This window comes from Marinobacterium iners DSM 11526, assembly GCF_900107855.1.
GTDB classification, from domain to species: domain Bacteria; phylum Pseudomonadota; class Gammaproteobacteria; order Pseudomonadales; family Balneatricaceae; genus Marinobacterium; species Marinobacterium iners.
In genome coordinates this window covers 164,217-187,786 of the sequence record NZ_FNRJ01000001.1, presented here as the reverse complement: position 1 = coordinate 187,786, position 23,570 = coordinate 164,217, and the positions used below count along the sequence as shown (strand labels likewise).

The 23,570-nt window shown below is 56.0% G+C and carries 24 protein-coding genes; 20 read left to right on the top strand and 4 right to left on the bottom strand.

All coding sequences use genetic code 11. The features are described from left to right. Window positions 1-20 precede the first annotated feature (20 nt). The 3 genes from BLV48_RS00965 to BLV48_RS00955 form a co-directional block, all read right to left on the bottom strand. Window positions 21-236, bottom strand: a complete 216-nt coding sequence (locus BLV48_RS00965; RefSeq protein WP_091821675.1) for a hypothetical protein — start codon at window positions 234-236, stop codon at window positions 21-23. Between the two features lie 74 nt (window positions 237-310). After that, window positions 311-1,648: an AmpG family muropeptide MFS transporter gene (locus BLV48_RS00960; protein WP_091821670.1), complete on the bottom strand. Its 1,338-nt coding sequence runs from the start codon at window positions 1,646-1,648 to the stop codon at window positions 311-313. A 115-nt stretch (window positions 1,649-1,763) separates the two neighbouring features. Then, a complete protein-coding gene (locus BLV48_RS00955) occupies window positions 1,764-2,525 on the bottom strand; it encodes an SDR family oxidoreductase (RefSeq protein WP_091821667.1) in 762 nt (253 codons plus the stop codon). A gap of 297 nt (window positions 2,526-2,822) precedes the next feature. On the opposite strand from BLV48_RS00955, the gene BLV48_RS00950 reads away from it, so the two are divergent. From BLV48_RS00950 to BLV48_RS00875, 16 genes are all read left to right on the top strand, one after another. After that, complete coding sequence (locus tag BLV48_RS00950; RefSeq protein ID WP_091821664.1) at window positions 2,823-3,296, top strand: FxsA family protein; 474 nt, start codon at window positions 2,823-2,825, stop codon at window positions 3,294-3,296. 214 nt (window positions 3,297-3,510) lie between these two features. Next, on the top strand, window positions 3,511-3,804 hold the full coding sequence (locus tag BLV48_RS00945; protein ID WP_091821661.1) for a co-chaperone GroES: 294 nt from the start codon (window positions 3,511-3,513) through the stop codon (window positions 3,802-3,804). A gap of 68 nt (window positions 3,805-3,872) precedes the next feature. Beyond that, window positions 3,873-5,519 carry a chaperonin GroEL gene (gene groL / locus BLV48_RS00940; RefSeq protein WP_091821658.1) on the top strand — a complete coding sequence of 549 codons (1,647 nt, stop codon included), beginning with the start codon at window positions 3,873-3,875 and terminating at the stop codon, window positions 5,517-5,519. 116 nt (window positions 5,520-5,635) lie between these two features. Next, a complete protein-coding gene (locus BLV48_RS00935; RefSeq protein ID WP_091821655.1) occupies window positions 5,636-6,511 on the top strand; it encodes a hypothetical protein in 876 nt (291 codons plus the stop codon). A 1-nt stretch (window position 6,512) separates the two neighbouring features. Continuing rightward, window positions 6,513-7,127, top strand: coding sequence for a glutathione S-transferase family protein (locus BLV48_RS00930; RefSeq protein ID WP_091821652.1), 615 nt, complete (start codon window positions 6,513-6,515; stop codon window positions 7,125-7,127). A 54-nt stretch (window positions 7,128-7,181) separates the two neighbouring features. Further along, on the top strand, window positions 7,182-7,751 hold the full coding sequence (gene thpR, locus BLV48_RS00925; protein ID WP_091822825.1) for an RNA 2',3'-cyclic phosphodiesterase: 570 nt from the start codon (window positions 7,182-7,184) through the stop codon (window positions 7,749-7,751). Between the two features lie 22 nt (window positions 7,752-7,773). Beyond that, entirely contained in the window at window positions 7,774-9,135 is a 1,362-nt protein-coding gene (gene trhP, locus BLV48_RS00920; RefSeq protein WP_091821649.1) for a prephenate-dependent tRNA uridine(34) hydroxylase TrhP, read from the top strand. 82 nt (window positions 9,136-9,217) lie between these two features. Beyond that, entirely contained in the window at window positions 9,218-10,090 is an 873-nt protein-coding gene (locus BLV48_RS00915; protein ID WP_091821647.1) for a prenyltransferase, read from the top strand. A gap of 118 nt (window positions 10,091-10,208) precedes the next feature. Beyond that, the gene (locus tag BLV48_RS00910) at window positions 10,209-11,717 is read left to right on the top strand and encodes a fumarate hydratase (RefSeq protein ID WP_091821644.1); all 1,509 of its coding nucleotides are present in this window, start codon (window positions 10,209-10,211) and stop codon (window positions 11,715-11,717) included. Between the two features lie 180 nt (window positions 11,718-11,897). Further along, entirely contained in the window at window positions 11,898-12,665 is a 768-nt protein-coding gene (locus tag BLV48_RS00905) for a DUF3450 domain-containing protein (protein ID WP_091821641.1), read from the top strand. Continuing rightward, window positions 12,662-14,011: a MotA/TolQ/ExbB proton channel family protein gene (locus BLV48_RS00900; protein WP_254774940.1), complete on the top strand. Its 1,350-nt coding sequence runs from the start codon at window positions 12,662-12,664 to the stop codon at window positions 14,009-14,011. The genes BLV48_RS00905 and BLV48_RS00900 overlap by 4 nt, the downstream gene beginning before the upstream one ends. Continuing rightward, window positions 14,001-14,498, top strand: coding sequence for a MotA/TolQ/ExbB proton channel family protein (locus BLV48_RS00895; protein WP_091821637.1), 498 nt, complete (start codon window positions 14,001-14,003; stop codon window positions 14,496-14,498). Before BLV48_RS00900 ends, BLV48_RS00895 begins: the two co-directional genes overlap by 11 nt. Further along, window positions 14,495-14,908 (top strand): ExbD/TolR family protein, encoded by a 414-nt coding sequence (locus BLV48_RS00890; RefSeq protein ID WP_091821634.1) that lies wholly within the window; start codon window positions 14,495-14,497, stop codon window positions 14,906-14,908. Before BLV48_RS00895 ends, BLV48_RS00890 begins: the two co-directional genes overlap by 4 nt. Further along, entirely contained in the window at window positions 14,908-15,564 is a 657-nt protein-coding gene (locus BLV48_RS00885) for an energy transducer TonB (protein WP_091821630.1), read from the top strand. The genes BLV48_RS00890 and BLV48_RS00885 overlap by 1 nt, the downstream gene beginning before the upstream one ends. Window positions 15,565-15,568: 4 nt before the next feature. Further along, window positions 15,569-16,786, top strand: a complete 1,218-nt coding sequence (locus tag BLV48_RS00880; protein ID WP_091821627.1) for a tetratricopeptide repeat protein — start codon at window positions 15,569-15,571, stop codon at window positions 16,784-16,786. 61 nt (window positions 16,787-16,847) lie between these two features. Continuing rightward, complete coding sequence (locus BLV48_RS00875) at window positions 16,848-18,227, top strand: sodium-dependent transporter (protein WP_091821624.1); 1,380 nt, start codon at window positions 16,848-16,850, stop codon at window positions 18,225-18,227. Between the two features lie 58 nt (window positions 18,228-18,285). Here the strand turns inward: BLV48_RS00875 and BLV48_RS00870 are convergent, their stop codons facing one another. Then, the gene (locus tag BLV48_RS00870; protein ID WP_091821621.1) at window positions 18,286-20,565 is read right to left on the bottom strand and encodes a TonB-dependent receptor domain-containing protein; all 2,280 of its coding nucleotides are present in this window, start codon (window positions 20,563-20,565) and stop codon (window positions 18,286-18,288) included. A 267-nt stretch (window positions 20,566-20,832) separates the two neighbouring features. Here BLV48_RS00870 and BLV48_RS00865 point away from each other — a divergent pair, with 267 nt between their 5' ends. The 4 genes from BLV48_RS00865 (at window position 20,833) to BLV48_RS00850 (ending at window position 23,546) form a co-directional block, all read left to right on the top strand. Further along, a complete protein-coding gene (locus BLV48_RS00865) occupies window positions 20,833-21,516 on the top strand; it encodes a PepSY-associated TM helix domain-containing protein (protein ID WP_254774939.1) in 684 nt (227 codons plus the stop codon). Window positions 21,517-21,542: 26 nt separating this feature from the next. Next, entirely contained in the window at window positions 21,543-22,061 is a 519-nt protein-coding gene (locus tag BLV48_RS00860) for a DUF2271 domain-containing protein (RefSeq protein ID WP_091821618.1), read from the top strand. A gap of 61 nt (window positions 22,062-22,122) precedes the next feature. Next, a complete protein-coding gene (locus BLV48_RS00855; RefSeq protein ID WP_091821615.1) occupies window positions 22,123-22,932 on the top strand; it encodes a DUF4198 domain-containing protein in 810 nt (269 codons plus the stop codon). Continuing rightward, entirely contained in the window at window positions 22,929-23,546 is a 618-nt protein-coding gene (locus tag BLV48_RS00850) for a flavodoxin domain-containing protein (protein WP_091821612.1), read from the top strand. Before BLV48_RS00855 ends, BLV48_RS00850 begins: the two co-directional genes overlap by 4 nt. Window positions 23,547-23,570: the final 24 nt, after the last annotated feature.

Genomic DNA, 23,570 nt, shown 5'->3' with positions numbered 1-23,570 from the left:
GTGTACTCGGCTTACTGAGTCTAGTCTTGGCAACAGAGCAGAAACAGTTCGCGTGCCAGCGCCTGCTGTTCCTGCTCTCCACAGTGGCTGAAGTCCTCTGCTACCAGCCCTCCTTTAGTGAACAGCCGGTGCAGCTGTGGGCCTTTCCACTCCATCAAAGTTGCGCCGCTGAGTTTATCGCTGATACTGAGGCTGGGTTGGGGATGCTCCAGCCAAGCGTTAATTTGAAATGTCATGTCAGACTCCTGCTGTCATTCGGTTCAGCAGTTACTCTATCTGTCGTAGAATTTATTGTAAATGATAATTGATATCATTTGTTATCGGCATCAACGGCTATTGCATCAAACCGATGTCGCAGGGTCCAGAGCATCAGCAGTGATGGCAGCACCATCAGTGCCGTGACGATAAAGAACCGCTCCCAGCTCCCCAGCCAGTCAACGCTGTAGCCACTGAGGCCGGCCAGCGTGGTCCGGCTGAGGTTGCCCAACGAGGCCAGCAGTGCATACTGGGTTGCACTGAAGGCGCGACCGGTCAGCAGCGTAAGAAATGAGACAAACGCCACGGTCGAAAATGCTGTGGTGAAGTTATCCACAATCAGGGTCAGGACCAGCAGCCACTCGACCGGGCCGACGGCAGCGATCACCGCAAACATCAGATTGCTGGACGCCATCGCAACACCGCCCAGCAACAAGCCACGCACAACACCAAAACGGGTGTTAAAGGCACTGCCGAGCAGGGTAAAGCTCACGGTTACAAACCAGCCGAACATCTTGGTATATTCGCCGATCTGCTCATTACTGAACCCCACTTCCTTGTAGAACACAATCGACATCCGACCAAGAAAAGCCTCACCCACCTTGAACAGGAATATGAACAGCATCAGCATGAGTGCGACCTTGATACCATTCTTGCGGAAGAACTCGGCGAACGGTTCCACCACGGTGACCATCAGCCAGGCAACGATTTTCGAGCTGTGCAGCTCTTGCTGGTAGCGTCGATCAGCCTGCTCCTGCAACAGGTCTCGTGAGGTGACCGGCTCCCGTACGATCAGGGTAAACAGCATTAATAGAAGAATGATGCCGGCCATCAGCAAGTAGACCCCGTTCCATCCGATGCGATCAGCCTGAACAAAGGCCAGGTAGCCCGGCCATGAGTAACCGGTCCACCAGCCAATAATGGCCATTGCGGCGGCTGGGGGCAGCTTTTCTTTCTCATGACGAGCAAATTGGTCTATTCGAAAGGCATCGATGGCTACATCCTGTGTGGCGGAGCTGGCGGCAATACCCAATGCCAAAGCCCCTGCCAGAACCAGATTGGAGGCTGGGTCCACGGTGGAAATCAGCAAAACGAACAGCAACATCAGTATCTGGGTAGTGAAAATCCAGCTGCGCCTTTGTCCCAGGCGGCCGACCAGTGGCAGCTTTACTCGGTCTACGAGTGGTGCCCAGAGAAAATTGATCGCATACACGGTGGCTACGGTTCCCAGCAGGCCAATGTCAGCACGGCTGGTGCCAGCATCGGCAAGCCAGCCACTGAGGCTGCTGCCAATCAGCACAAAGGGAAAACCGCTGGAGCATCCCATCAGAAAGATCCACAGCAGGCGGATATCACGGTATCGGGAGAAGGTTTCTTTCCATGAGTGCGGCATATAGATGCGGGTCCGGCTAATTCAGAAAGGCCCGAGTATAGCGGAAAGTGGTTGGTGCAACAGCGAAAGGCGGGTGCTGCAGGCCGGCGCGAACGCCGGCGCTGCATCAGGGGAACTAGATGCGCAGTGCACCGTCAATTTCCAGACAGCGACCATTCACATAGTCGTTCTCAAGAATGAAAGTGACGGTTTTGGCGATCTCTTCCGGTTTGCCCAAGCGCTTGGCCGGGATGCCGGATGCGATCTTTTCCAGTGCTTCCGGCTTCATGCTCATTACCATTTCGGTACCGATATAGCCCGGTGCAATGGAGGCTGCACGGATGCCGTAGCGTGCCAGTTCCTTGGCCCAAGTGACAGCCATGGCCTCGACGCCAGCCTTGGTGGCGGTGTAGTTGGTCTGGCCCATGTTGCCGGAGCGTGAAACGGAAGAGATGTTGATAATGCAGCCTTCACAGCCCAGCTCAATCATCTTGGCGGCGGCTTCACGCGCGCAGAGGAAAGTACCGGTCAGATTGACGGCGATAACCTGATTCCACTGCTCCATCGACATTTTGCCGACCACCTGACCATCCTTGGCTTTGATGAACAGGCCATCACGGGTGATGCCGGCATTGTTGACCAGGCCGTTGATGCTGCTGAAATCACGCACGATATCGGTAAACAGTTTTTCAACATCGGCTTCTTCGGCCACGTTGGCAGTGTAGGTGCGTGCTTCGACGCCCATTTCCATGCACAGGCCAGCGGTCTGGTCCAGGTCATCCTGATTCAGGTCTACCAGTGCCAGCTTGGCACCCTTGCCAGCCAATTCAAGCGCCATGGCGCGGCCCAGACCGCGGCCTCCACCGGTTACAACGATCACTTTATCTTTGAGTTCCATCGGGAATCCCCTCTAATCAAATGGTAGTTTCTTATTGTGCGCCGCAACATGTTGCAGTGCAACAATTTAATTTGCATCGTCCAAAAAGTCTATATCTGTCGCAAAAAAGTCATGAAATGTACTAATAATGGAGGGTTTTGGTGTCTAAGAGATAAGAGGGGTGAAAGCTTAACTTTTTGTAAAATAAGGGTTTTCTCTTATATGCTTGGATTGGTTACGGCAGCATGACTTTGGGTCGGAACTGAGCGATCATGTGACTGTCCGATTGTTATATCCAGCTTGCCTTGCAGGAGTCACATGCGCGTTCTCTTTCTGTTGTTCATCATCATTCCAATCATTGAAATCACCGTCCTGATTCAGGTGGGACAGGCAATAGGCGCTTGGTACACCGTTGGACTGGTACTGTTGTCCGCCTTTATCGGTGTCAACATGCTGCGCCATCAGGGCCTGTCGACGCTGGCGCGCGCTCAGCAGCGCATGGATCAGGGTGAGGTGCCGGGGCAGGAGATGGCCGAGGGGATCCTGCTTGCGGTGGGTGGTGCGTTGCTGGTCACTCCGGGCTTTGTGACGGATGTGATCGGTTTCAGCTGCCTGATCCCGGCGGCACGACGTGCCTTGATCAAACCCCTGATCGGGCGCTTTACCGTAGTGGCAGCCACTCACCGGAATCAGACCGAAGAAATGCACGTGTACACGGCAGATCCGGATGACTACAGAACGGTAGAAGAGCGTGACCCGATTGAAGGTGAAATCACCCATCGAGATCGATAAAAAATCCTGTTCGGCCCCTTGAAAACACCCCCTGTCCCCCCCATTTCCTGCTGCAGGATGGAGAGCTCTGCAGCTGCAAAAAAAAGTTGCAGTTCAGGCATTGAAAAGCCGGAAGGCTCCCCCCATTAACGTTGCAACCTGAATTCGGATCGCGCATCGCGTCCGCATTAACAACAACATCGCATTGGATCCTAGATACCAGGAGAACAACCAGATGAAAATTCGTCCACTTCACGACCGTGTTGTAGTTCGCCGCAGCGAAGAAGAGACCACTACGGCTGGCGGTATTGTGCTGCCGGGCTCTGCAGCCGAGAAGCCCAACCGTGGCGAAGTCGTGGCAGTAGGTCCGGGCCGGACTCTCAATAACGGTGAGATTCAGGCGCCTTCCGTAAAAGTGGGTGACAAGATCCTCTTCGGTCAGTATGCCGGCTCCAACACCGTCAAAGTCGATGGTGATGAACTGCTGATCATGCAGGAAGGTGAGATCTACGGCGTCCTGGAAGACTGAAAGCTCAGCTTCGCGTCGCTCAAATCGTCAACTTATTAACTCGATACTGAATACAGGACTAGTGAACAATGGCTGCTAAAGACGTACGTTTTGGTGATGATGCCCGTCAGCGCATGCTCAAGGGCGTGAACATCCTGGCTGATGCAGTAAAGGCAACTCTGGGCCCGAAAGGCCGTAACGTGGTACTGGACAAGTCCTTCGGTGCACCGACCGTGACCAAGGATGGCGTATCCGTTGCCAAAGAGATCGAACTGAAAGACAAGTTCGAGAACATGGGTGCACAGATGGTCAAGGAAGTCGCTTCCAAGGCCAACGACGTGGCCGGTGACGGTACTACCACTGCAACCGTTCTGGCTCAGGCGATCGTGAACGAAGGCCTGAAGTCCGTTGCCGCTGGCATGAACCCGATGGACCTGAAGCGCGGTATCGACAAGGCAGCTAAGGCGGTTGTAGAACAGCTGGCAGCCATGTCTGTACCTTGCGAAGACTCCAAGGCGATTGCGCAGGTGGGCACCATCTCCGCCAACTCTGATCCGGAAATCGGTCGCATTATCGCTGAAGCGATGGAGCGTGTAGGCAAGGACGGTGTCATCACTGTTGAAGAAGGATCCGGCTTCGATAACGAACTGGATGTGGTTGAAGGTATGCAGTTCGATCGTGGCTACCTGTCTCCGTATTTCATCAACAACCAAGAGAACATGTCAGCTGAGCTGGAAGACCCGTTCATCCTGCTGGTAGACAAGAAAATCTCTAATATTCGTGAACTGCTGCCAACACTTGAGCAGGTTGCAAAGTCTTCCCGTCCGCTGCTGATCGTAGCTGAAGATGTTGAGGGTGAAGCACTGGCGACGCTGGTAGTTAACACTATGCGTGGCATCGTCAAGGTATGTGCCGTCAAGGCGCCTGGATTTGGTGATCGTCGCAAGGCGATGCTGCAGGATATCGCCGTGATCAGCGGTGGTCAGGTAATCTCTGAAGAGATCGGCCTGAGCCTGGAAACGGTGACTCTTGAACAGTTGGGTACTGCCAAGCGCATCAACATCACCAAGGAAAACACGGTGATTGTCGATGGCTCCGGTACCAAGGCTGATATTGAGACACGTGTACAGCAGATCCGTACCCAGATCGAAGAAACCACTTCTGACTACGATCGTGAAAAGCTGCAGGAGCGCGTTGCCAAGCTGGCAGGTGGTGTGGCCGTAATCAAGGTGGGTGCTGCCACCGAAGTGGAAATGAAAGAGAAGAAAGCCCGCGTTGACGATGCTCTGCACGCAACCCGTGCTGCCGTTGAAGAAGGCGTGGTACCGGGTGGTGGTGTTGCCCTGATCCGTGCGCTGAGCAAGGTGGAAGGCCTGCAAGGCGACAACCATGATCAGACCATCGGTATCCAGCTGGCACTGCGTGCCATGGAAGCACCGCTGCGTCAGATCGTGGGCAACGCAGGTGGCGAAGGCTCTGTCGTAGTCGACAAGGTTCGTGCTGGTGAAGGAGCCTTCGGCTTTAACGCGGGTACCGAAGAGTACGGCGATATGATGGAAATGGGTATTATCGACCCGGCCAAGGTGACTCGTTCTGCACTGCAGGCGGCTGCCTCCATCGCTGGCCTGATGATCACCACTGAAGCAATGGTTGCCGACCACCCGGAAGAGAATACCGGTGGCATGCCGGATATGGGCGGCATGGGCGGAATGGGTGGTATGGGCGGCATGATGTGATTCAGCCTCCCTCTCGCCTTTAATGGCCCTGAAAGCCCCGCATACGCGGGGCTTTTTCGTTCCCGGCAAACCTGCTAGGGTTGAGCGCTTAACGCCGACAGAGAAATTGAAACATCATGAGTGAACGCAAGGAGCCAGGTCTGGACACGGCCGGGCTGGAATCAATCGTCGTCGAGCCGGTGTCCCGCACTTCTTCCAGCGCCCCCACTGAACGAGCGGCGGTTACACCAGCTCCTGCGGGAGCGGGGCGGGGCGGCAGCCTTCTGATAACGTTGATCCTGCTGCTGTTGGTGGCCGGGGTTGGTTACCTGGGTTTCACACTTACGGAACAGCAGGGGCGTTTGCAGCAGCTGGAACAGGATTTGACTCAGGCACAGCAGCGGGTAGAGGTGCTGGAGGAGATGCTGGAGGTTACGTCTGACAGCGCAGCTCAATCCGGTCAGACGCTGCAGCAGCGGCTGGAAGACCTGAGTGGGCGTGTGAACGAGCGAGTGACCCATGTTGATTCTGAAATTGCCAAGCTGTGGACCATTGCCTATCAGCGTAACAAGCCTCAGCTGGATGCGCATGCCGAACAGTTGAAAACACTTGAAGGTTCTCTGGCTGACTTGGGCAGCAGTCTGAAATCGGTTCGCCAGCAGGCAGCTCAGGCAGGCAAGGCGCTTGAAGAGGCCAGTGCTGCCAAATCTGCTGTCAGCAGCTCGCAGCAACGGCTGGATGCTCGGCTTAAGGGGCTGGCACAGCAGCTGGCCACTCTGGAGCAGGGCCTGAAAGTGGAAAGTGAAGGTCGGCTCAAGGTACAACAGCAGCTGACTCAGCAATTGACCGGCCTGCAAGACGGGCAGGGTGGCAGTGCCGAGCTGGCGCAGCGGATCCGCCAGAATGAGCAGGCGATCAGCGCCATTGATGGAACCCGACGTCAAATCAATCAGGACCTGTTGCGTATTCGGCAGCAGTTGAACAATCTGCAACTCAAAGTGGAGCAGCAGTAGCATGATCAAAGTATATGGCAGTGTGTTTTCCCGTGCCGGCATGGTGATGCTGGCACTTGAAGAGCTGGGGCTGGAGTACGAAGCGGTGGATATGCTGCCGCGCAGTGAGCAGACTCAATCCAGCGAGTATCGGGCGCTTAACCCCACCGGAAAAATTCCCACGCTGGTCGATGGTGATCTGGTGCTGTTCGAAACGCAGGCGATTCTGTTCTATCTGGCGCGCAAGTACGGCAACGGTCGTCTTTGGGGTACTACTCCGGAAGAGGAAGCTGATATCCTGCGTTGGTCACTTTTTGTCAGTAACCAGATGGAAGTGCCGGCACTGGATATATTGATCCAGTTCAAGTTCAACAAGGATAATCCCGATCAGGCTGTGATTGAGCGCGCTAGTGAAGAGCTGAATCGGTTTTTGCCGACGCTGGAGCAGCAGTTACAGGGACGTGAATGGATTAGTGGTGATCATCTTACCATTGCGGATATTCACGGTGCGACGGTGCTGAGCTGGCCCAAACTGGGCGGATTTGACTACAGTGCCTATCCCGAGGTGCATCGCTGGATCAAGTCGATACTGTCGCATCCGGCGCAAAAGACACTGATGGCAAAAGCTGCCAAATAACAGGAAGGTGAGGGCTGCTCGCGCTGTTGTTGGCAGCGTGTGCAGCCATACGACATGAATCTGAGAACATTTTTTGCGTTGCCGGTACCCGAGCGAATTGCACGGCCGTTGTCCGACTGTGCTGATACGCTCTGTGCCTATGATCGGGGCCTGGATGCCCACTGGGTCGACTCGGCCAACTATCATCTGACACTCTGTTTCACAGGTGAAGTGACACTGGATCAGGTTACCGAGTTGGAGCAGCTGTGCCGTGAGCGGCTTAAGCAGCAGGGCAGCTTTATGGTGCAATTGGATCGGCTGGCTTATTACAAGGCCAATCCGCGTCTGGCCGTGCTGGCAGCGTTGACGAGCGAAAGCGAGCCATTGATGGCGCTGCACCGGCAGATGGTCGAGATCGCCAAGGAAGCTGGAATTCGGTATGATGAACGCGATTTCAAACCTCATATTACGCTGGCTCGTTTGCCGGCCAGTAACCGGTTCGAAGTGCCCGACTGCTGGCCACAACCGGGACTGACCACGCCGGCGGATTCAGTGGTGCTGTTTCAGAGCCGCCCGGGTGAGCGTGGCTCCATTTACACACCCTTGTTTGAGGTTCACCTGTCTGCCTGCAACCAGGCCCTATAACTACTCAGATTACACAGACTCTATGCGAACACCTGAACTGCTGTCCCCAGCCGGGACACTGAAAAACATGAAGTATGCATTTGCCTACGGGGCCGATGCGGTTTATGCGGGCCAGCCCCGCTACAGCCTGCGGGTGCGTAACAACGATTTTACGCACGACAATCTGGCCGAAGGGATTCGTATTGCGCATGAAATGGGCAAGAAATTCTTTGTTGCCAGCAACATCATGCCGCACAACTCCAAGCTCAAGACCTACATGAAGGACCTGGACCCGGTCATTGCGATGGGGCCGGATGCCCTGATCATGTCCGACCCCGGTCTGATCATGATGGTGAAGGACAAGTACCCGGATCTGCCGATCCATCTGTCAGTTCAGTCCAATACAATGAACTGGGCTTCGGTGAAGTTCTGGCATCGGGCCGGCATCGAGCGCATCATTCTGTCGCGTGAGCTGTCACTGGACGAGGTTGCCGAGATCCGTCAGCAGTGTCCCGAGATGGAGCTGGAAGTGTTCGTGCACGGCTCGCTCTGCATCGCCTACTCCGGTCGCTGTCTGCTGTCCGGCTACATCAATCACCGTGACCCCAACCAGGGTACCTGTACCAACACCTGTCGTTGGAAGTACGACGCGCACGAAGCGAAGGAAGACGAATCCGGTGATGTGGTGCCGGTACAGTCCTTTGATCCCAACGCACGGGCTGACGAAACACAACCAGCACTGGGTGAGGGTAAACCGACCGATCGCATCTTCCTGCTGCAGGAAGAGACCCGACCCGGCGAATACATGCCGGCGTTCGAGGATGAGCACGGTACCTACATCATGAACTCCAAGGATCTGCGTGCCATCCAGCATGTACACAAGCTGGCCGAGATGGGCGTGGACTCGCTCAAGATCGAAGGTCGGACCAAGTCGCATTACTATGTGGCGCGTACGGCCCAAGCCTACCGCAAGGCGATCGATGATGCTGTAGCAGGCAAGCCGTTCGACATGAGCCTGATGGATACGCTGGAAAACCTGGCTAACCGTGGCTATACCGAAGGCTTCTATCGTCGTCATGTGCATGACGAGTACCAGAACTATGAAACCGGCAACTCCGTTGGCGTACATCAGCAGTTTGTGGGCGAGATCATCGGCCATGATGCCCAAACCGGCTTCATTGAAGTGGATGTAAAAAACCACTTCAAGAAGGGCGACACTCTGGAGCTGATGACCCCGGCCGGCAACAAGCGCTTTGTGTTGCAGGAGATGCTGGACAAGAAAGGTCAGGCGGCAGAGGTGGCACCGGGTTCCGGCCATCGCATGCGTATTCCGGTTGATTTCGATACCGATATGACCTATGCGCTGCTAATGCGTGACCTGCCCAACGCGCCAGCGCGTGGCTGATACACACTGACTCGCACGCAATCCAGTGGGGAGCCCTTGCTCCCCATTTTTTTGAATAACCCTTGTTGGGCAGCTGGCCTGAATGAAAACTCCTGACAAATATACCTTCATCGGTGCGGTGCGCCCGTTCAGCTTCCCGGTCGCGCTTGTCACCTGTTCGATCGGCCTGCTGCTGGCCTGGCAGCAGGGGCAATTCAACTCGCTGCAGGCAGTGCTGGTACTGATCGGTGGCGTGCTGCTGCAGGCTGGCGTAAACCTGATCAATGACTACAGTGATTTGCCGCTGTTACGACGAAAGCCGGGCAGTGAGTGGCAGGAACAGGCAGTACAGCGGCATTTTCGATTGGGCATGGTCTGCTTCCTGCTGGCCAGTGTCATCGCGCTCTATTTTGTCAGTCTCAGAGGTCTAAGCTTCCTGTTGCTCTGTGTGCTGGGGCTGGCAGGTGCTTTGGGCTATACCCTGAAACCGGTCAACTACAAGAGTCGAGGGCTTGGTGTGGTGCTGGTGTTCTGGTTGATGGGTGTGCTGATGATCAGCGGCAGTGCCGTTGCGTTGGGTGCATCAGTGACGGCTGGGCTGGTGTTGCAATCGCTGCCGGTGAGTTTGCTGGTCTCTCTGCTGTTGTTGAGTAATGAGCTGAGAGATTACGAAACCGATCAGCGCGATGGTCACAATACGTTGACAGTCAGAGTCGGCTATCATTTCTCGGTGCGGCTTTACTGCGTACTGCTGGCGCTGGCCTACCTGCTGCTGGCATTGCTGTTGGCACTGGGGCTGCTGCCCGGTGCCTTCTGGCTGCTGCCGAGTCTGCTTCTGACACTTAAGCCGGTTTGCCTGCTCAATGCACCCGCTGAACGGCGGGCTCCGCTGACGCCTGCCACGGCACGACTGTTGTTGGGCTTTGGTCTGTTGTTTTGTGTAGCGCTGATCAACCCGCTGCCGCCCCTGTTCTAATACCAATACCCGAGAAGTTAAGGGGCCAATTTGGTGTATAATGCGGCCCCAGATTCTGCCGGTCTTTGGACTGGCCCGACCTCAGTGAACCCAAACCAGCCAGATTGGAGAGTCGTCAATGAGCGTTATTCGCCAGGATGATTTCATCAGCAGCATCGCCGATGCGCTGCAGTTCATTTCCTACTACCACCCGATCGATTTTGTGCAGGGTGTGCACGAAGCCTATCTGAAAGAGGAAAACCCGGCGGCAAAAGACGCCATGGCGCAGATCCTGATCAACTCACGCATGTGTGCCGAGGGCCACCGTCCGCTGTGTCAGGACACAGGTATCGTTACCGTATTCCTGAAAGTGGGCATGAACGTTCAGTGGGACGCCAAAATGTCCGTGACCGACATGGTCAACGAAGGCGTACGTCGCGCCTACATGCACCCGGATAACGTGCTGCGCGCCTCTATCCTGGCTGATCCGGCTGGCAAGCGTCAGAACACCAAGGACAACACCCCGGCGGTAATCCACTACGAAATCGTTGAAGGCGACGAAGTGGAAGTACACGTGGCGGCCAAGGGCGGTGGTTCCGAGAACAAGTCCAAGATGGCGATGCTCAACCCATCCGACAGCATCGTGGACTGGATCGTCAAGACCGTACCGACCATGGGTGCCGGCTGGTGTCCGCCGGGTATGCTGGGCATCGGTATTGGCGGTACCGCCGAGAAGGCGGCTGTGATGGCGAAAGAGTCGCTGATGGACCCGATCGATATTCACGAACTGCGCGAGCGTGGCCCGCAGAACCGTATCGAAGAGCTGCGCCTGGAAATCATGGACGCGGTCAACGCCCTGGGCATTGGCGCTCAGGGATTGGGCGGTCTGACCACCATTCTCGACGTCAAGATCATGGATTACCCGACTCACGCGGCGTCTTTGCCAGTGTGCATGATCCCGAACTGTGCCGCTACCCGCCACACCCACTTCACCCTGAACGGCAACGGCCCGGCCGTACTGACGCCGCCTAGCCTGGATGACTGGCCGGAAGTGACCTTCGAAGTCGGCGCCAATACCCGTCGTGTCAATCTGGACGAGATCACCCCGGAAGCGGTGAAAGAGTGGAAAGTCGGTGAGACCATCCTGCTGAACGGCAAGATGCTGACCGGTCGTGACGCCGCGCACAAACGCATGGTTGAAATGTTGAACAACGGCGAAGAGCTGCCGGTGGATCTGAAAGGTCGCTTCATCTACTACGTGGGCCCGGTTGATCCGGTGCGTGATGAAGTGGTCGGCCCGGCTGGCCCGACTACCTCTACCCGTATGGACAAGTTCACCCGTCAGATCCTGGAAAGCACAGGCCTGTTGGGCATGATCGGCAAGTCCGAGCGCGGCCCGATCGCCATCGACGCGATCAAGGACAACCAGGCCGTCTACCTTATGGCAGTTGGTGGTGCAGCTTACCTGGTATCCAAGGCGATTACCCATGCCGATGTGATTGCCTTCCCGGAACTGGGTATGGAAGCGATCTACGAGTTTGAAGTGAAGGATATGCCGGTCACTGTGGCCGTGGATACTTCAGGCGAATCCGTACACACCACCGGTCCGGCCAAGTGGAAGGACATCATCGCCCACAAGGCGGTGTGATGCTGTGGTATAGCAAGAATACGCTGTAACAAAAAACCCGCTTCGGCGGGTTTTTTGTTGTTGGGTCTGACGATTCGACACCAAGGTATCTGAGCTTCAATACCAATTCAGGGTTGCATTTCAAAACAATAGATTAAATAATGCGAATCGTTTTCATTAAAATTACATATTGGGTTAATCATGCAGTCCATACACAGTAAGGCCGCTTTGCTTGCACTAGGCTGCTCAGTGTCGCTGCTGGTCCAGGCAGGACCACTCGATCAGGCGCAGCAGACACTGCAACAGAGTCATCGTGAAGGCGCACAGGTACAGCGTAACATCGATCAGCTGGATCGCCAGACTCGGGAAAACTACGAAGAGTACAGTGCGATCCTGCGTCAGGCCGATCTGGTGGAAGCCTACAACCGGCAGTTGTCACGCATGATTGACGATCAGTCCCGTGAACTTGTCGATATTGAAGAGCAGCTGGTGTCACTGGCTGAAACCGAGCAGGCTACGCTGCCTCTTCTGGTTCGCATGCAGGCCATGCTGGAACAGTTCGTCGCGGCTGACCTGCCGTTCCTGCTTGAAGAGCGCCAGCAACGGACGGAGAGGCTGGCACGTTTGATGGATCGGGCCGATGTCAGTTTGGCGGAGAAATATCGCCAGATTCTTGAAGCCTATCAAATCGAAGCCGAGTATGGCCGTACGCTGGAAGCCTGGACCGGGTCGCTGAGCCAGAATGGGTCGGAGCGAGAGGTAACCTTCCTTCGACTGGGGCGTGTGGGGCTGTACTACCAGACGTTGAATGGTGAAGAGAGTGGTCGCTGGAGCAAAGCCGAAGATGGCTGGGAAGTCATGGATGCATCGCACAACTGGTCGATTCGCAAGGCGATCAGCGTTGCGCGTCAGCAGTCTGTACCTGAGTTGTTGGAACTGCCGCTTGAGCTGACAGGAGGTTCACTGTGAAACAGGTCATGAAGATCGCGCTCGTGGCATGTGCCATCATATTAAGTGTGCCGGCTCAGGCCGATGAATTGCAGAAATTGCTGCAGCAGATTCGTTCAGATGTATCTCGGGATCGCAGTCAGGATGCCGAGCGCTTGCAGGCATTTCAGGGTGATCATAATCGCCAGTTGGCCCTGCTGAATGATGCAAGGAAGCGACTGGCGGCGGCCGAAGCCGAGCAGGAAAGATTGAAGGCCGAATTTCAGGCCAATGAGGATGCGTTAACTGAGCAGGGCGAAGCCCTGCGCATGCGCAGCGGACAGCTGGGTGAGGTGTTTGGTGTGGTCAAGCAGCAGGCACAGGAACTTCAGGGACAGCTGTCTGACTCCTTGATCACGGCAGAATATCCCCAGCGTGATGAGCTATTGGCCTTCGCCGAGCTCAAGCGTATTCCTTCACTGGCCGAGCTGGAGGGACTCTGGTTCCTGCTGCAGCAGGAAATGACTGCTACGGGAGAGGTTGCCCCCTTTACCGCTTCGGTGGTGCAGCCTGATGGCAGTCGCTCCGAAACAAATGTGTTGAGGATTGGTCCGTTCACGGCCCTGACATCTGAAGGCCGCTATCTGAACTATGAAAACGGTGTGTTGCAGCAGTTGCCGGTGCAGCCAGACAGTGGCGTGATCACGCAGGCCCGTGATTTTATGGCCGGGCAGGGCAATGTGGTGGTAGTCGACCCCAGTCGAGGCAATCTGTTGGCGTTGCTGGCACAAACCCCCGATCTGAAGGCGCGCATCGCACAGGGTGGGCTGGTGGGTTACATCATTCTGTCGCTGGGTGGCATTGGTCTGCTGGTTGCGCTTTGGAAACTGATGACCACGATCACAGTCGAGTTGAGTGTACGCAAGCAGCTGCGCCAGCCGCAGCAGGCGCATAGCAATAATCCATTGGGCCGAGTGATGCAGGCGGGAGAAGCGGGCCGTACGACTGATGAAACCGAATTGAGAGTTGATGAGGCGCTTCTCAAGGAAGCCCCCATTCTTGAGCGTGGCCTGACACTGCTGAAACTGGTCGCGGCCGTTGCACCACTGCTGGGCCTGCTGGGCACCGTAACCGGTATGATCGGCACCTTCCAGAGCATCACTTTGTTCGGAACCGGTGACCCCAAACTGATGGCTGGCGGCATTTCCCAGGCGCTGATGACCACAGTGCTGGGGCTGTGTGTGGCGATACCGCTGCTGTTCTGCCACAGCCTGCTGGCTTCACGCAGCCGTCGCCTGCTGCAGCTGCTGCAGCAGAAGGGGCTGGCCTTGCTGGCCACGCAGCGTGCAAATCTCAGTGATGCGGACGAGGCGCGCCATGCTGCCTGATCTGTCCCAGTATCAGGCGGCACTGGAGGGCTTTTTCAAGGCGGGTGGTCCTGTGCTTTGGGCGCTGCTGCTGGTCAGCCTGCTGCTGTGGACGCTTTTACTGGAGCGGCTCTGGTTTCGCTGGATCGATTTTCCGCGTCGCATCCGTGCCTACCGTAAGCAACAGCCCGGCGCACTGCGAGGCCTTGAACGAGCGGATCTGCTGCTGGATCTTCAGGGGGCATTGCCGTTGATACGAACCTTGATAGCGCTGTGTCCGCTGATCGGGCTCCTCGGTACCGTGACCGGCATGATCCACCTGTTTGACACCCTGGCCTTGAACGGTACCGGTAATCCGCGTCTTATGGCCGCTGGTGTGGCCCGTGCGACCCTGCCAACGCTGGCAGGCATGGTAATGGCCGTCAGTGGACTGCTGCTGTGGAACCGTCTTGCCCGCTGGAGCCAGCTGCAACGTACCCGTCTTGATATCACAGGAGCCAGAGGATGAGGCAACGACTCAATCTGGAAATGCTGGAAAATGATGCCGAAATCGACATGACGCCGATGCTGGATATCGTGTTCATCATGCTGATTTTCTTTATTGTTTCGACCAGTTTTGTACGAGAGGCCGGAGTCGAGATTGAACGTCCGGTGTCGGATACGTCTGAAGTGCAGGAAAGCCAGGGCGTGATGCTGGCAATTACGGCGCAGGATGAAGTCTGGCTGGATCGTCAGCCGGTGGATATCCGTATGATTCGACCCACACTGGAGCGGCTCAAGGTGGAGCAGCCCGATCTGGGTGTGATGATTCAGGCGGACAAGGACGCTAAAACCGGTTTGCTGGTACAGGTCATGGATCAGGTGAAACTGTCGGGTATTGAGCAGGTTGCAGTCGCCACCCGCGAGGGTAAGGGTTGATGCGAGCGCTGTTGTTCCTGCCAGGGGCTGTGCTGGTCAGCCTGCTGCTGTTTATGTTGATGGCGCATCTTGCCGGTATCGGTCGCAGTGAACCACCGGTAATGACGGATCATACAAACATCAACCTTCACCGGCTAAAGCTGGATTCCGAGGTACAACTGCGCCAGCGGGAATCGCTGCCGCCACCTGAGCCCGTGATACAGCAGCCGGACACACCACAACCGCCCGCCATACAGCAGACGGCGGCGATCAATATGCCAACGGTTGCGCTGGATATGCCAGCGCCCAACCTTGATATGAACATTCGCATCAATGCTGCAGCGAATCTGTCGGCTGCCCAGGCTGTTGCGGCACCGGCGCCTTCGCCGAGTATCAGCATGAACCTCAATGCTACGCCGGTATCACGAATGAATCCGCAATACCCTCGGCGTGCCTTGACGCGTCGCATAGAAGGGTTCGTTGTCGCCGAATTTACGGTGGACCGCTCCGGGCATGTCGTCGCTGACTCGTTTGAAATAGTCGAGTCTTCACCGCCGGGCATGTTTGACAGTGCCGTTGAGCGCGCGCTATTGCGTTGGCGCTTCAATCCGCTGACTGAAGGGGGGCAGGCCGTGCCGTTCCGAACCCGTCAGCGTCTGGAATTCAAGTTGGAGTAATCGCATGAAGCGCACGATCATTCTGTTGCCGTTACTGTTATTGCTGAGTTTGACCGGTGCTGTCCGGGCCGAAACGGTGAATATATCTCCTTTTGTGCTGCAGCAGCTGAATGCAGCGCAACAGGCGATGGCACAAGAGCAGTTCGCCAAGGCGACCGAGGTGCTGGACAAGCTTGCGCAGCAGGATCTAAGCCCACCAGGCAAAGCCTATATGCACCAGTTTCGCGGTAACCTGGCACTTCAGCAGAAACGTGAGGCCGAAGCGCTGAAGCAGTTTAAGGCCGCCTGGGCGCTGAAGGCACTGACCGAACAGGATCAGCGCCGGTTGCTGCACACGGTGGCTCAATTGCAGTTAACACTGGATCAATGGAAGAAGGGTACCGCGTCTCTGGAGCACTGGATGCAACTGGTGCGTGCGGCCGGGATGGCAGACAGTGAAATTCGTGCCGATGACTATCTATTGCTTGCACAGGGCTATTCGCAACAGGAGCAATGGCAAAAAGTCGTTGATCCCATCAAGACTGCAATCAGAATTAAAGGCCGTGCCCCCGAAGACTGGTATCGTCTGCAGCTGGCGGCACACTTCCAGCTTAAGCAGTGGCAAGGCGCGACAGCTGTATTGGAACTGCTGACTGAACGTTATCCACAGAAGTCTCAGTACTGGGAGCAGCTGGCCAGTGTATATCAGATTCGTGAGCGTCACGCTGATGCGCTGGCAACGCTGCGTGCCGCCTGGATTGGTGGCCATCTGCAGAAAGAACGACAGTATATCTGGCTGGTGCAGTTGATGATGCAGCAGGGTGTCCCTCAACGCGCCGCCGAAGTGTTGCAGCAGTCCCTGCGGGCGGGCACTGTGCGTGATACCCTCAAGCACCAGCGCCTGCTGGCTCAGGCACAGCTGGATGCTAAGCTCTATGAGCAGGGGCGCAAGACCCTGCAGCGCATCGCCGAGCGCAAGCCGGATTATGACACCTGGCGTCAGCTGGCCTACCTGGAGCTGCAGCTCAAGCGCTGGAGTGACATGAAGCGCAGCATTGATAAGGCCGTTGCGCTTAAGCCGGATGCGGCTGAGCTGCTTTTGCTGCGCGGCATTGCCGATATCAACCGCGCCGAATATGAACAGGCGCGTTCCAGCTTTGAACGTGCCAGTGCGTACAATGGTACCCGTGATCAGGCGAAGAGCTGGCTGAATTATCTGGAGCAGGTACAGAGCCGTAGTTAAGCGGCAGAAAACGCATTGCTTTTATGGCAGGATATCCCGCTGATCCAAGCGGAATCCTGTCATGAACAACATATCGAACCCCTCTGCCGGGCGAATGCCCGCACAGCAATGGTCCACCCGTCTTGCCTTCGTGCTGGTCGCTGCCGGTGCAGCGGTCGGGCTGGGAAATATCTGGAAATTCCCCTATATCGCTGGTGAAAATGGCGGCGGTGCCTTTGTGCTGGTTTATCTGGCATGTATCGCTGTACTGGGGCTGCCACTGCTGATGGCCGAAGTACTGATCGGTCGGCGCGGTCAGCAGAATCCGGTCAACTCCATGGCGGCTCTGGCACAGGAGGCGGGTGCCAGCCCACTGTGGAAAAACGTCGGCCGGTTGGGCGTGTTGACCGGTTTTCTGTTGCTCAGCTTCTATGTGGTGGTAGCTGGCTGGGCCCTGGCCTATATCCCTTTGACCGCCAGTGGTGTATTTGCCCAGCTGCAGCCAGCTGAAATCGGGCAGCAATTTGATGCGCATCTGCACAACCCGTGGGTATTGATTGGCTGGGGTACGCTGGTATTGGTGTTGACGCTGGGAATTGTCGGACGGGGTGTGCGCAGTGGTCTGGAAAAGGCTGCTAATCTGTTGATGCCGCTGCTGTTCCTGTTTCTGGTTATCCTGGTGGGCTTTGCCGCCAGCAGTGGTCACTTTGCACAAGCGGCCGCCTTCATGTTCAGCCCCGATTTCAGCAAGCTCAGCGCTTCCGGCATTTTACTGGCGCTGGGGCATGCCTTTTTTACCCTGAGCATCGGTGGTGGTGCGATGATGGTGTACGGCTCCTACCTGCCCAAGTCGGTGTCGATTGTGCGCACCTCCATCCTGATTGCCATACTGGATACAGCGGCTGCGCTGCTGGCGGGCATGGCGATTTTTCCGATTGTATTCGCGCATGGTCTCGAACCGGCAGGTGGTCCTGGGCTGATTTTCGTAACCCTGCCAATCGCTTTTGGTCAGATGCCGTTTGGCACGCTGTTTGGTACCTTGTTCTTCGTCATGCTGTCGGTAGCGGCACTTACCTCAGCATTCTCCTTGATTGAGCCGGCCATTGCCTGGCTGACAGAAAAGCGTGGCATGTCGCGGCTTAAAGCCTGCCTGCTCGGTGGCGGGGGCATCTGGTTGTTGAGCCTGGGTACAGTATTTTCCTTCAATATCGGTGCCGACTGGACCCTGGCCGGAAAGACATTTTTTGAGGCGCTGGATTATCTTACCTCTGGCTGGATGCTGCCACTGGGAGCTTTGTGCATGGCGTTGTTCACAGCCTGGGTTATGAAGCCGGAACATACGGCTGAAGAGTTGGGTGCACGCAAAGGGGTGTTGCGTATCTGGTTGCGGCTCATGCGCTATCTGGTACCGGTGATTATCCTGGTGATCTTTCTGCAGGCAGTGGGCGTCATTGCATTGTAGTTCGGTGCATAAAAAAGGCGCCCACAAGGAGCGCCAAATGAATGAGGGTTGCTTCTGGTCAGAAGCGGTAGTTGGCGGAGAGCCAAAAGTTACGTGATTTCGCTTTCACGTTGTAGTCGTCGATGTAGTTGGGATCCCAGGTTGCACCGCCATCTTCTGTTGTGAAAATGGTCTGGTAGCTGGTGAAATCTTCATCCAGCAGGTTATTGATGCGTGCGTTGACCGTGAAGTTTTTCGTCACGTTGTAGCTCGCACCCAAGTGGAAGATGGTGTAGTCCTTATAGAATTCCGGGTAATCCACGTCAGATGACCAGCCGCGTGGCGTACTGGTGAAGCGCTCTGAGCGCATTTCAGCGGTGAGGTAGGTGCTGAATTGCGGTGTTGCCTGCCAGTTCAGTGTTGCGTTGGCCATGTGTTTGGCTGTGCCACTCAGAGGCTGACCTTCGTTGGCACCGCTGGTGATGCGCGCATCGGTGTAGGTATAGTTGGCGCGCAGGTATAGTGTGGGTGTCAGCTGATATTTACCCGCCAACTCAATGCCGTCAATTTTGGCACTGTCGATGTTGATCAGCTGACTGAAGGTGTAACCATCGCCCAGAACCTGATTCCATTCCGGTGCCAGGTTGGCGCAGTTGCCACCGTCTGCGGCTGGGTCATCGCAGTGGTAGATACCATCACCACTCTCGATCTTGTCCTTGAACTTGTTCGAGAATATGGTGGCGTTAAAGTTGTGGCCTTCCGGATGTGAGTAGTAGATCGCCAACTCGCTGTTGACGCTCGTTTCAGGCTGCAGGTCCGGCGTACCATGGAAGGGGCGTGTACCCTGACCACCAAAACCGGTGATGCCGTTATACAGATCGCTTGCCTTGGGGGCTTTATAGCCTGTGCTGACGCCGCCTTTCAGAGTCCACTCGGGTGTCAGATTCCAGTTGGCATAGACGCGAGGGCTGATATGACCACCAAAAATATTGTGGTGGTCATAACGGACACCGCCGGTCAGAGTGAAGGCATCAGTCATCCCCCAGTTGTCTTCGGCAAAAAGCGACCACTGCTTGTGTTCCTGTACGCTGCCATCGGCAAAACCGCTGCCATTCATGCCAAACGTGCCATCTTCCATTTCGGCATCAATGTACTGACCGCCATATACCAGCCAGTGATCACCGATTTGTGAGTCCAGTTTGACATCCAGAGTGGTCTGGCGGGTTTCCAGTGCTCGTTTGGGGCGAGGCAGCAATGCCGCTTCTATCTCGGCATCCGTCGCACCGTCAGCCACCATCTGGTCATATTGCAGTCTTTCTGTTGCTGTCAGTGGCAGAGTGCGACCATCATTGCTGGTGGCAACATGGTGCAAGGTGATATCTGAGTGGCCAAAGGCCCAGTCACCCTCATGGCGTACGGAAAACTGATCACGGCTGAACTGCTGCTCCAGGGCGTAACCTGCACGCGGCAAACGGTTAACGCTGTCAGTGGTGCCAAGAGGGTTTGCACCATCGGATGGTTTGTTGTCGTAGGTTTGCTCGGATGTCTCGTAATCAAAGCTCAGATTCTGATTATCCGCCGGCCTGAAATCCAACCGGATACCAAGGTTATGATTTTCATTCTCGGTGGTCTTGCCGCCAGCGCCATAGCCCAGCTCACGCGGTACCGGGTTGCCGTTCGGGTCAACAATCTCGACAAACTCGGGTTCTGAAGCATCACGCTCATACAGGCTACCGCGAATGCCGATATTGAGAGTGTCCTGAATCAATGGGCCACTGACGGCGAAATCGGTTGTGGTGTCATTGCCGAAGTCGTCGTTGGTCTGATGGGTACGGCTGTGTGAAATCGAACCGTGCCACTCGGTACTGTTGCGTTTGGTGATGATGTTGATGACGCCACCCAGTGCGTCGGCTCCATACAAAGTTGAGGCCGGGCCACGGATGATTTCGATGCGCTCGATCATCTCCTTGGGCGGGATGTGGTTGAACTGGTTGCCGCCAAAGTTGTTCGGATAGATGTCACCCACGTTGTTCTGACGCTTGCCGTCGATCAGGATCAGAGTGTAATCAGCCCCCATGCCACGGATACTGATGCCACCCTGGCCGGTTTTGTCAGTAGTTTCACCCACATCGATACCCTCTACTTCACGCACTGCATCCAGCAGAGTGATATAGGGTTTTTTGTCCAGCTCTTCACGGGTGATTACGGTGATGGATGCAGGCGCATCTGTGAGTTTCTGCTCGATACCAGCGGCACTGATCACCATGGTATCCAGCTTGACGGCTTCTTCCGCATGGATGGATGCAGAGATGGCGGCACTCAAGGCGATTGCAGCAGTGCGGTAATGTGACTTCCTCACGTCTCTATCCTTTTCTCATTTCTAATTGGTTTTATGTACAGCGAACCTGATACGGGTGTTCAAGTGGGAGGGAATCTAGCAACCAAAAATAAAAACGTCAATAAAAAGAATCATTATCATTTAGATTAAATTTGTTTTGTTCCCGCGGTTTCCCCAATAACGCAGTGGCAGGATACAAAACTTTACACTGATAATCATTATCATTCGTTGATGGTGATTGAGAATTGTTATAGTCTTTTGCGCTCTGCCGGTGATGGGGTCGTGGTAATGAATGGGGCAACACAAAGCGTGATGAGTGTTGATCAAACTGAAATGGAGCGTGTCTCTGAAGGTACGCAAGGGAATGCTCAAGCTCGCAGCCGCTGGCTGCGCCGTTTGATGACTTGGCACTGGATCAGCTCGGCGCTGGCGCTTTTTGGCATGCTGCTGTTTGCGTTCACTGGTATCACCCTCAATCATGCCGGGCAGATTCCGGCGACGCCGGTGGTTGAGACCGTTGAGGCCCGGCTCCCGCCCGAACTGATTGAGTCGCTGTCATCGCGGACTGACGCTTCTCCGGCAGATCTGCCCGGTGACCTGCGTCGCTGGCTGGGGAAGGAGGGCATAGGTTTGGGTAACGCCCAGCCTGAATGGTCCGACTATGAACTTTACGTATCGCTGCCGCGTCCCGGCGGTGATGCATGGCTTAGTGTGGATTTCGAATCCGGCGAGCTGCTGTATGAATCCACCGATCGTGGCTGGATCTCCTATCTGAATGACCTGCACAAGGGGCGTAATACCGGCACCGCCTGGAGCTGGTTCATCGATCTCTTCGCCGTACTGTGCATCGTGTTCTGCCTGACGGGGCTTGGGGTTCTCTATTTACATGCGCGGGAGCGGATCAGTGTCTGGCCGATTACGGGGCTGGGTGTCATGGTGCCGCTGCTGCTTGCCATATTGCTGGTGCATTGACTGTGCATCTTGATCGAGGAGCGTTTATGCAATGGAAAACAACGGCAGCGGCTGCGCTGCTGGCTGTGGGCAGTTCAACCGCCATGGCCGCTGAATTGAAACTGGATGTGGAGATACCGGCGCTGCAGGTGGCGGAATACCACCGGCCCTATGTAGCGATCTGGATCGAAACCGACAAGGGGCGGCATCAGACCGATTTGGCGGTCTGGTACGACCTGGAGCTGAAAGACAACGAAGGCACCAAATGGCTCAAGGACTTGCGCCAGTGGTGGCGTCGCAGCGGACGTCAGCTGGAGTTTCCGGTGGATGGCCTTTCGGGCGCAACCCGCCCGGTGGGCACCCACTCGCTGACCTTTGGTGATGAGCATGCAGGGCTGGTGGCCATGAAGCCTGGTGACTATCAGCTGGTGGTGGAAGCGGCCCGTGAAGTGGGTGGCCGTGAGCTGCTCAAGCTCCCGTTCACCTGGCCGGTTGCGGCCGCCAGCGAGCAGACTCAGAACGGCGAACATGAGTTGGGTCGTGTAACCCTCTCACTCAAGCCCTGATAGCAGCGGTTTTGAGTGATTGCGCTCGTGTAACCGTCCCCATTCAAACAAGGAGAATACAATGAATCTGAAACAACTGGCTGCCTGTTCACTGCTGGCCCTGGGCATGGGTGCTTCCATCGAAGCTCAGGCGCATCGTGCCTGGATGCTGCCCTCCGCGACCGTCCTGTCTGGCGAAAACGCCTGGGTCACCGTAGACGGCGCCATCTCCAACAATCTGTTCTATTTTGAACACCACCCACTGCAGCTGAACAATCTGGAGATTCTGTCGCCGAGTGGTAAATTGGTTGAAGCGCAGAATCAGGCTACTGGGAAATACCGTTCGGTATTTGATGTGGAGTTGGCAGAAGAGGGTACTTACACTCTGCAAAACCGCAACCAGGGAGTGTTTGGTCGTTACAAACTGGAAGGTGAGATGAAACGCTGGCGTGGCAGTGTAGACGAAATCAGCCAGATTCCGGCTGAAGCGGAAGATCTGCGCCTGAGTGAAATCGATAGTCGCATGCAGGTGTTTGTCACCAAGGGCGCCCCGACCGATGCCAACTTCAAAACCAGCGGTCAGGGCATCGAGTTGGTGCCGGTAACCCATCCGAATGATCTGTTTACTGGCGAACCAGTGGAGTTTCGCTTTTTGCTCGATGGTGAGCCGGCGGCTGATCTCGAAGTCACCCTGATCCGTCACGGCATCCGTTATCGTGATCAGGTTGAAGAGATCATCGTGAAATCCGATGCCAAGGGTCAGGTCAATCTGGAATTCAGCGAGCCGGGCATGTACTGGCTGGAAGTTGAGGCAGAGCGGGACAGCAAGCTGCTTGAAGGCGCCAAGCGTCGTCTGAGCTACAGCGCTACTCTGGAGGTGCTGCCGCTTTGAGGCATGCAGGCAAACTGATTCTTGCACTGCTGGCGCTGACCACGGCGCTGGTCTGGCAGATGGAGGACCTTGGCTCGGGCCGGCAGTGGCTGGCAACGCTGGTGCTGTTGGCCTACGCCCTGCTGTTGTGGCGGGCAAAGGTGCGCAGGCAGCGGCAGCAACCGGCTGTCAGTGGTGAAGCGGACTACCTGATCGCCTATGCCACTGAAACCGGCACCGCCCGCCAGCTGGCACAGCAGATGCGCAAGCGACTGGGCAAACAGGGCTGCACTGCAGCCCTGACCGAGCTGAACCGGTTGGCGGATCAGTCGCTGCCCGCCAAGGCGCTGCTGCTGGTCGCCAGTACCACTGGCCAGGGTGATGCCCCGCGCACAGGGGATCGCTGGCCAACCAACGATGACCTCAAGCGCTATGTGGACCTGCCCTTTGCCGTGCTGGCGCTGGGGGATCGCAGTTATCCACAGTTCTGTGCCTTCGGTCTGTCGGTTGCCGGTCAACTGCAGCAGGCGGGTGCCAAACCGCTATTCGCGCCGGTGCAGGTCAGTCAGGCTGACCCGGCCATGGTCAACTACTGGTATCAGTGTTTGCAGAAGGCGGCTGACATTCCGGTCTGATTTTGCTGCAATAGACGCATTATC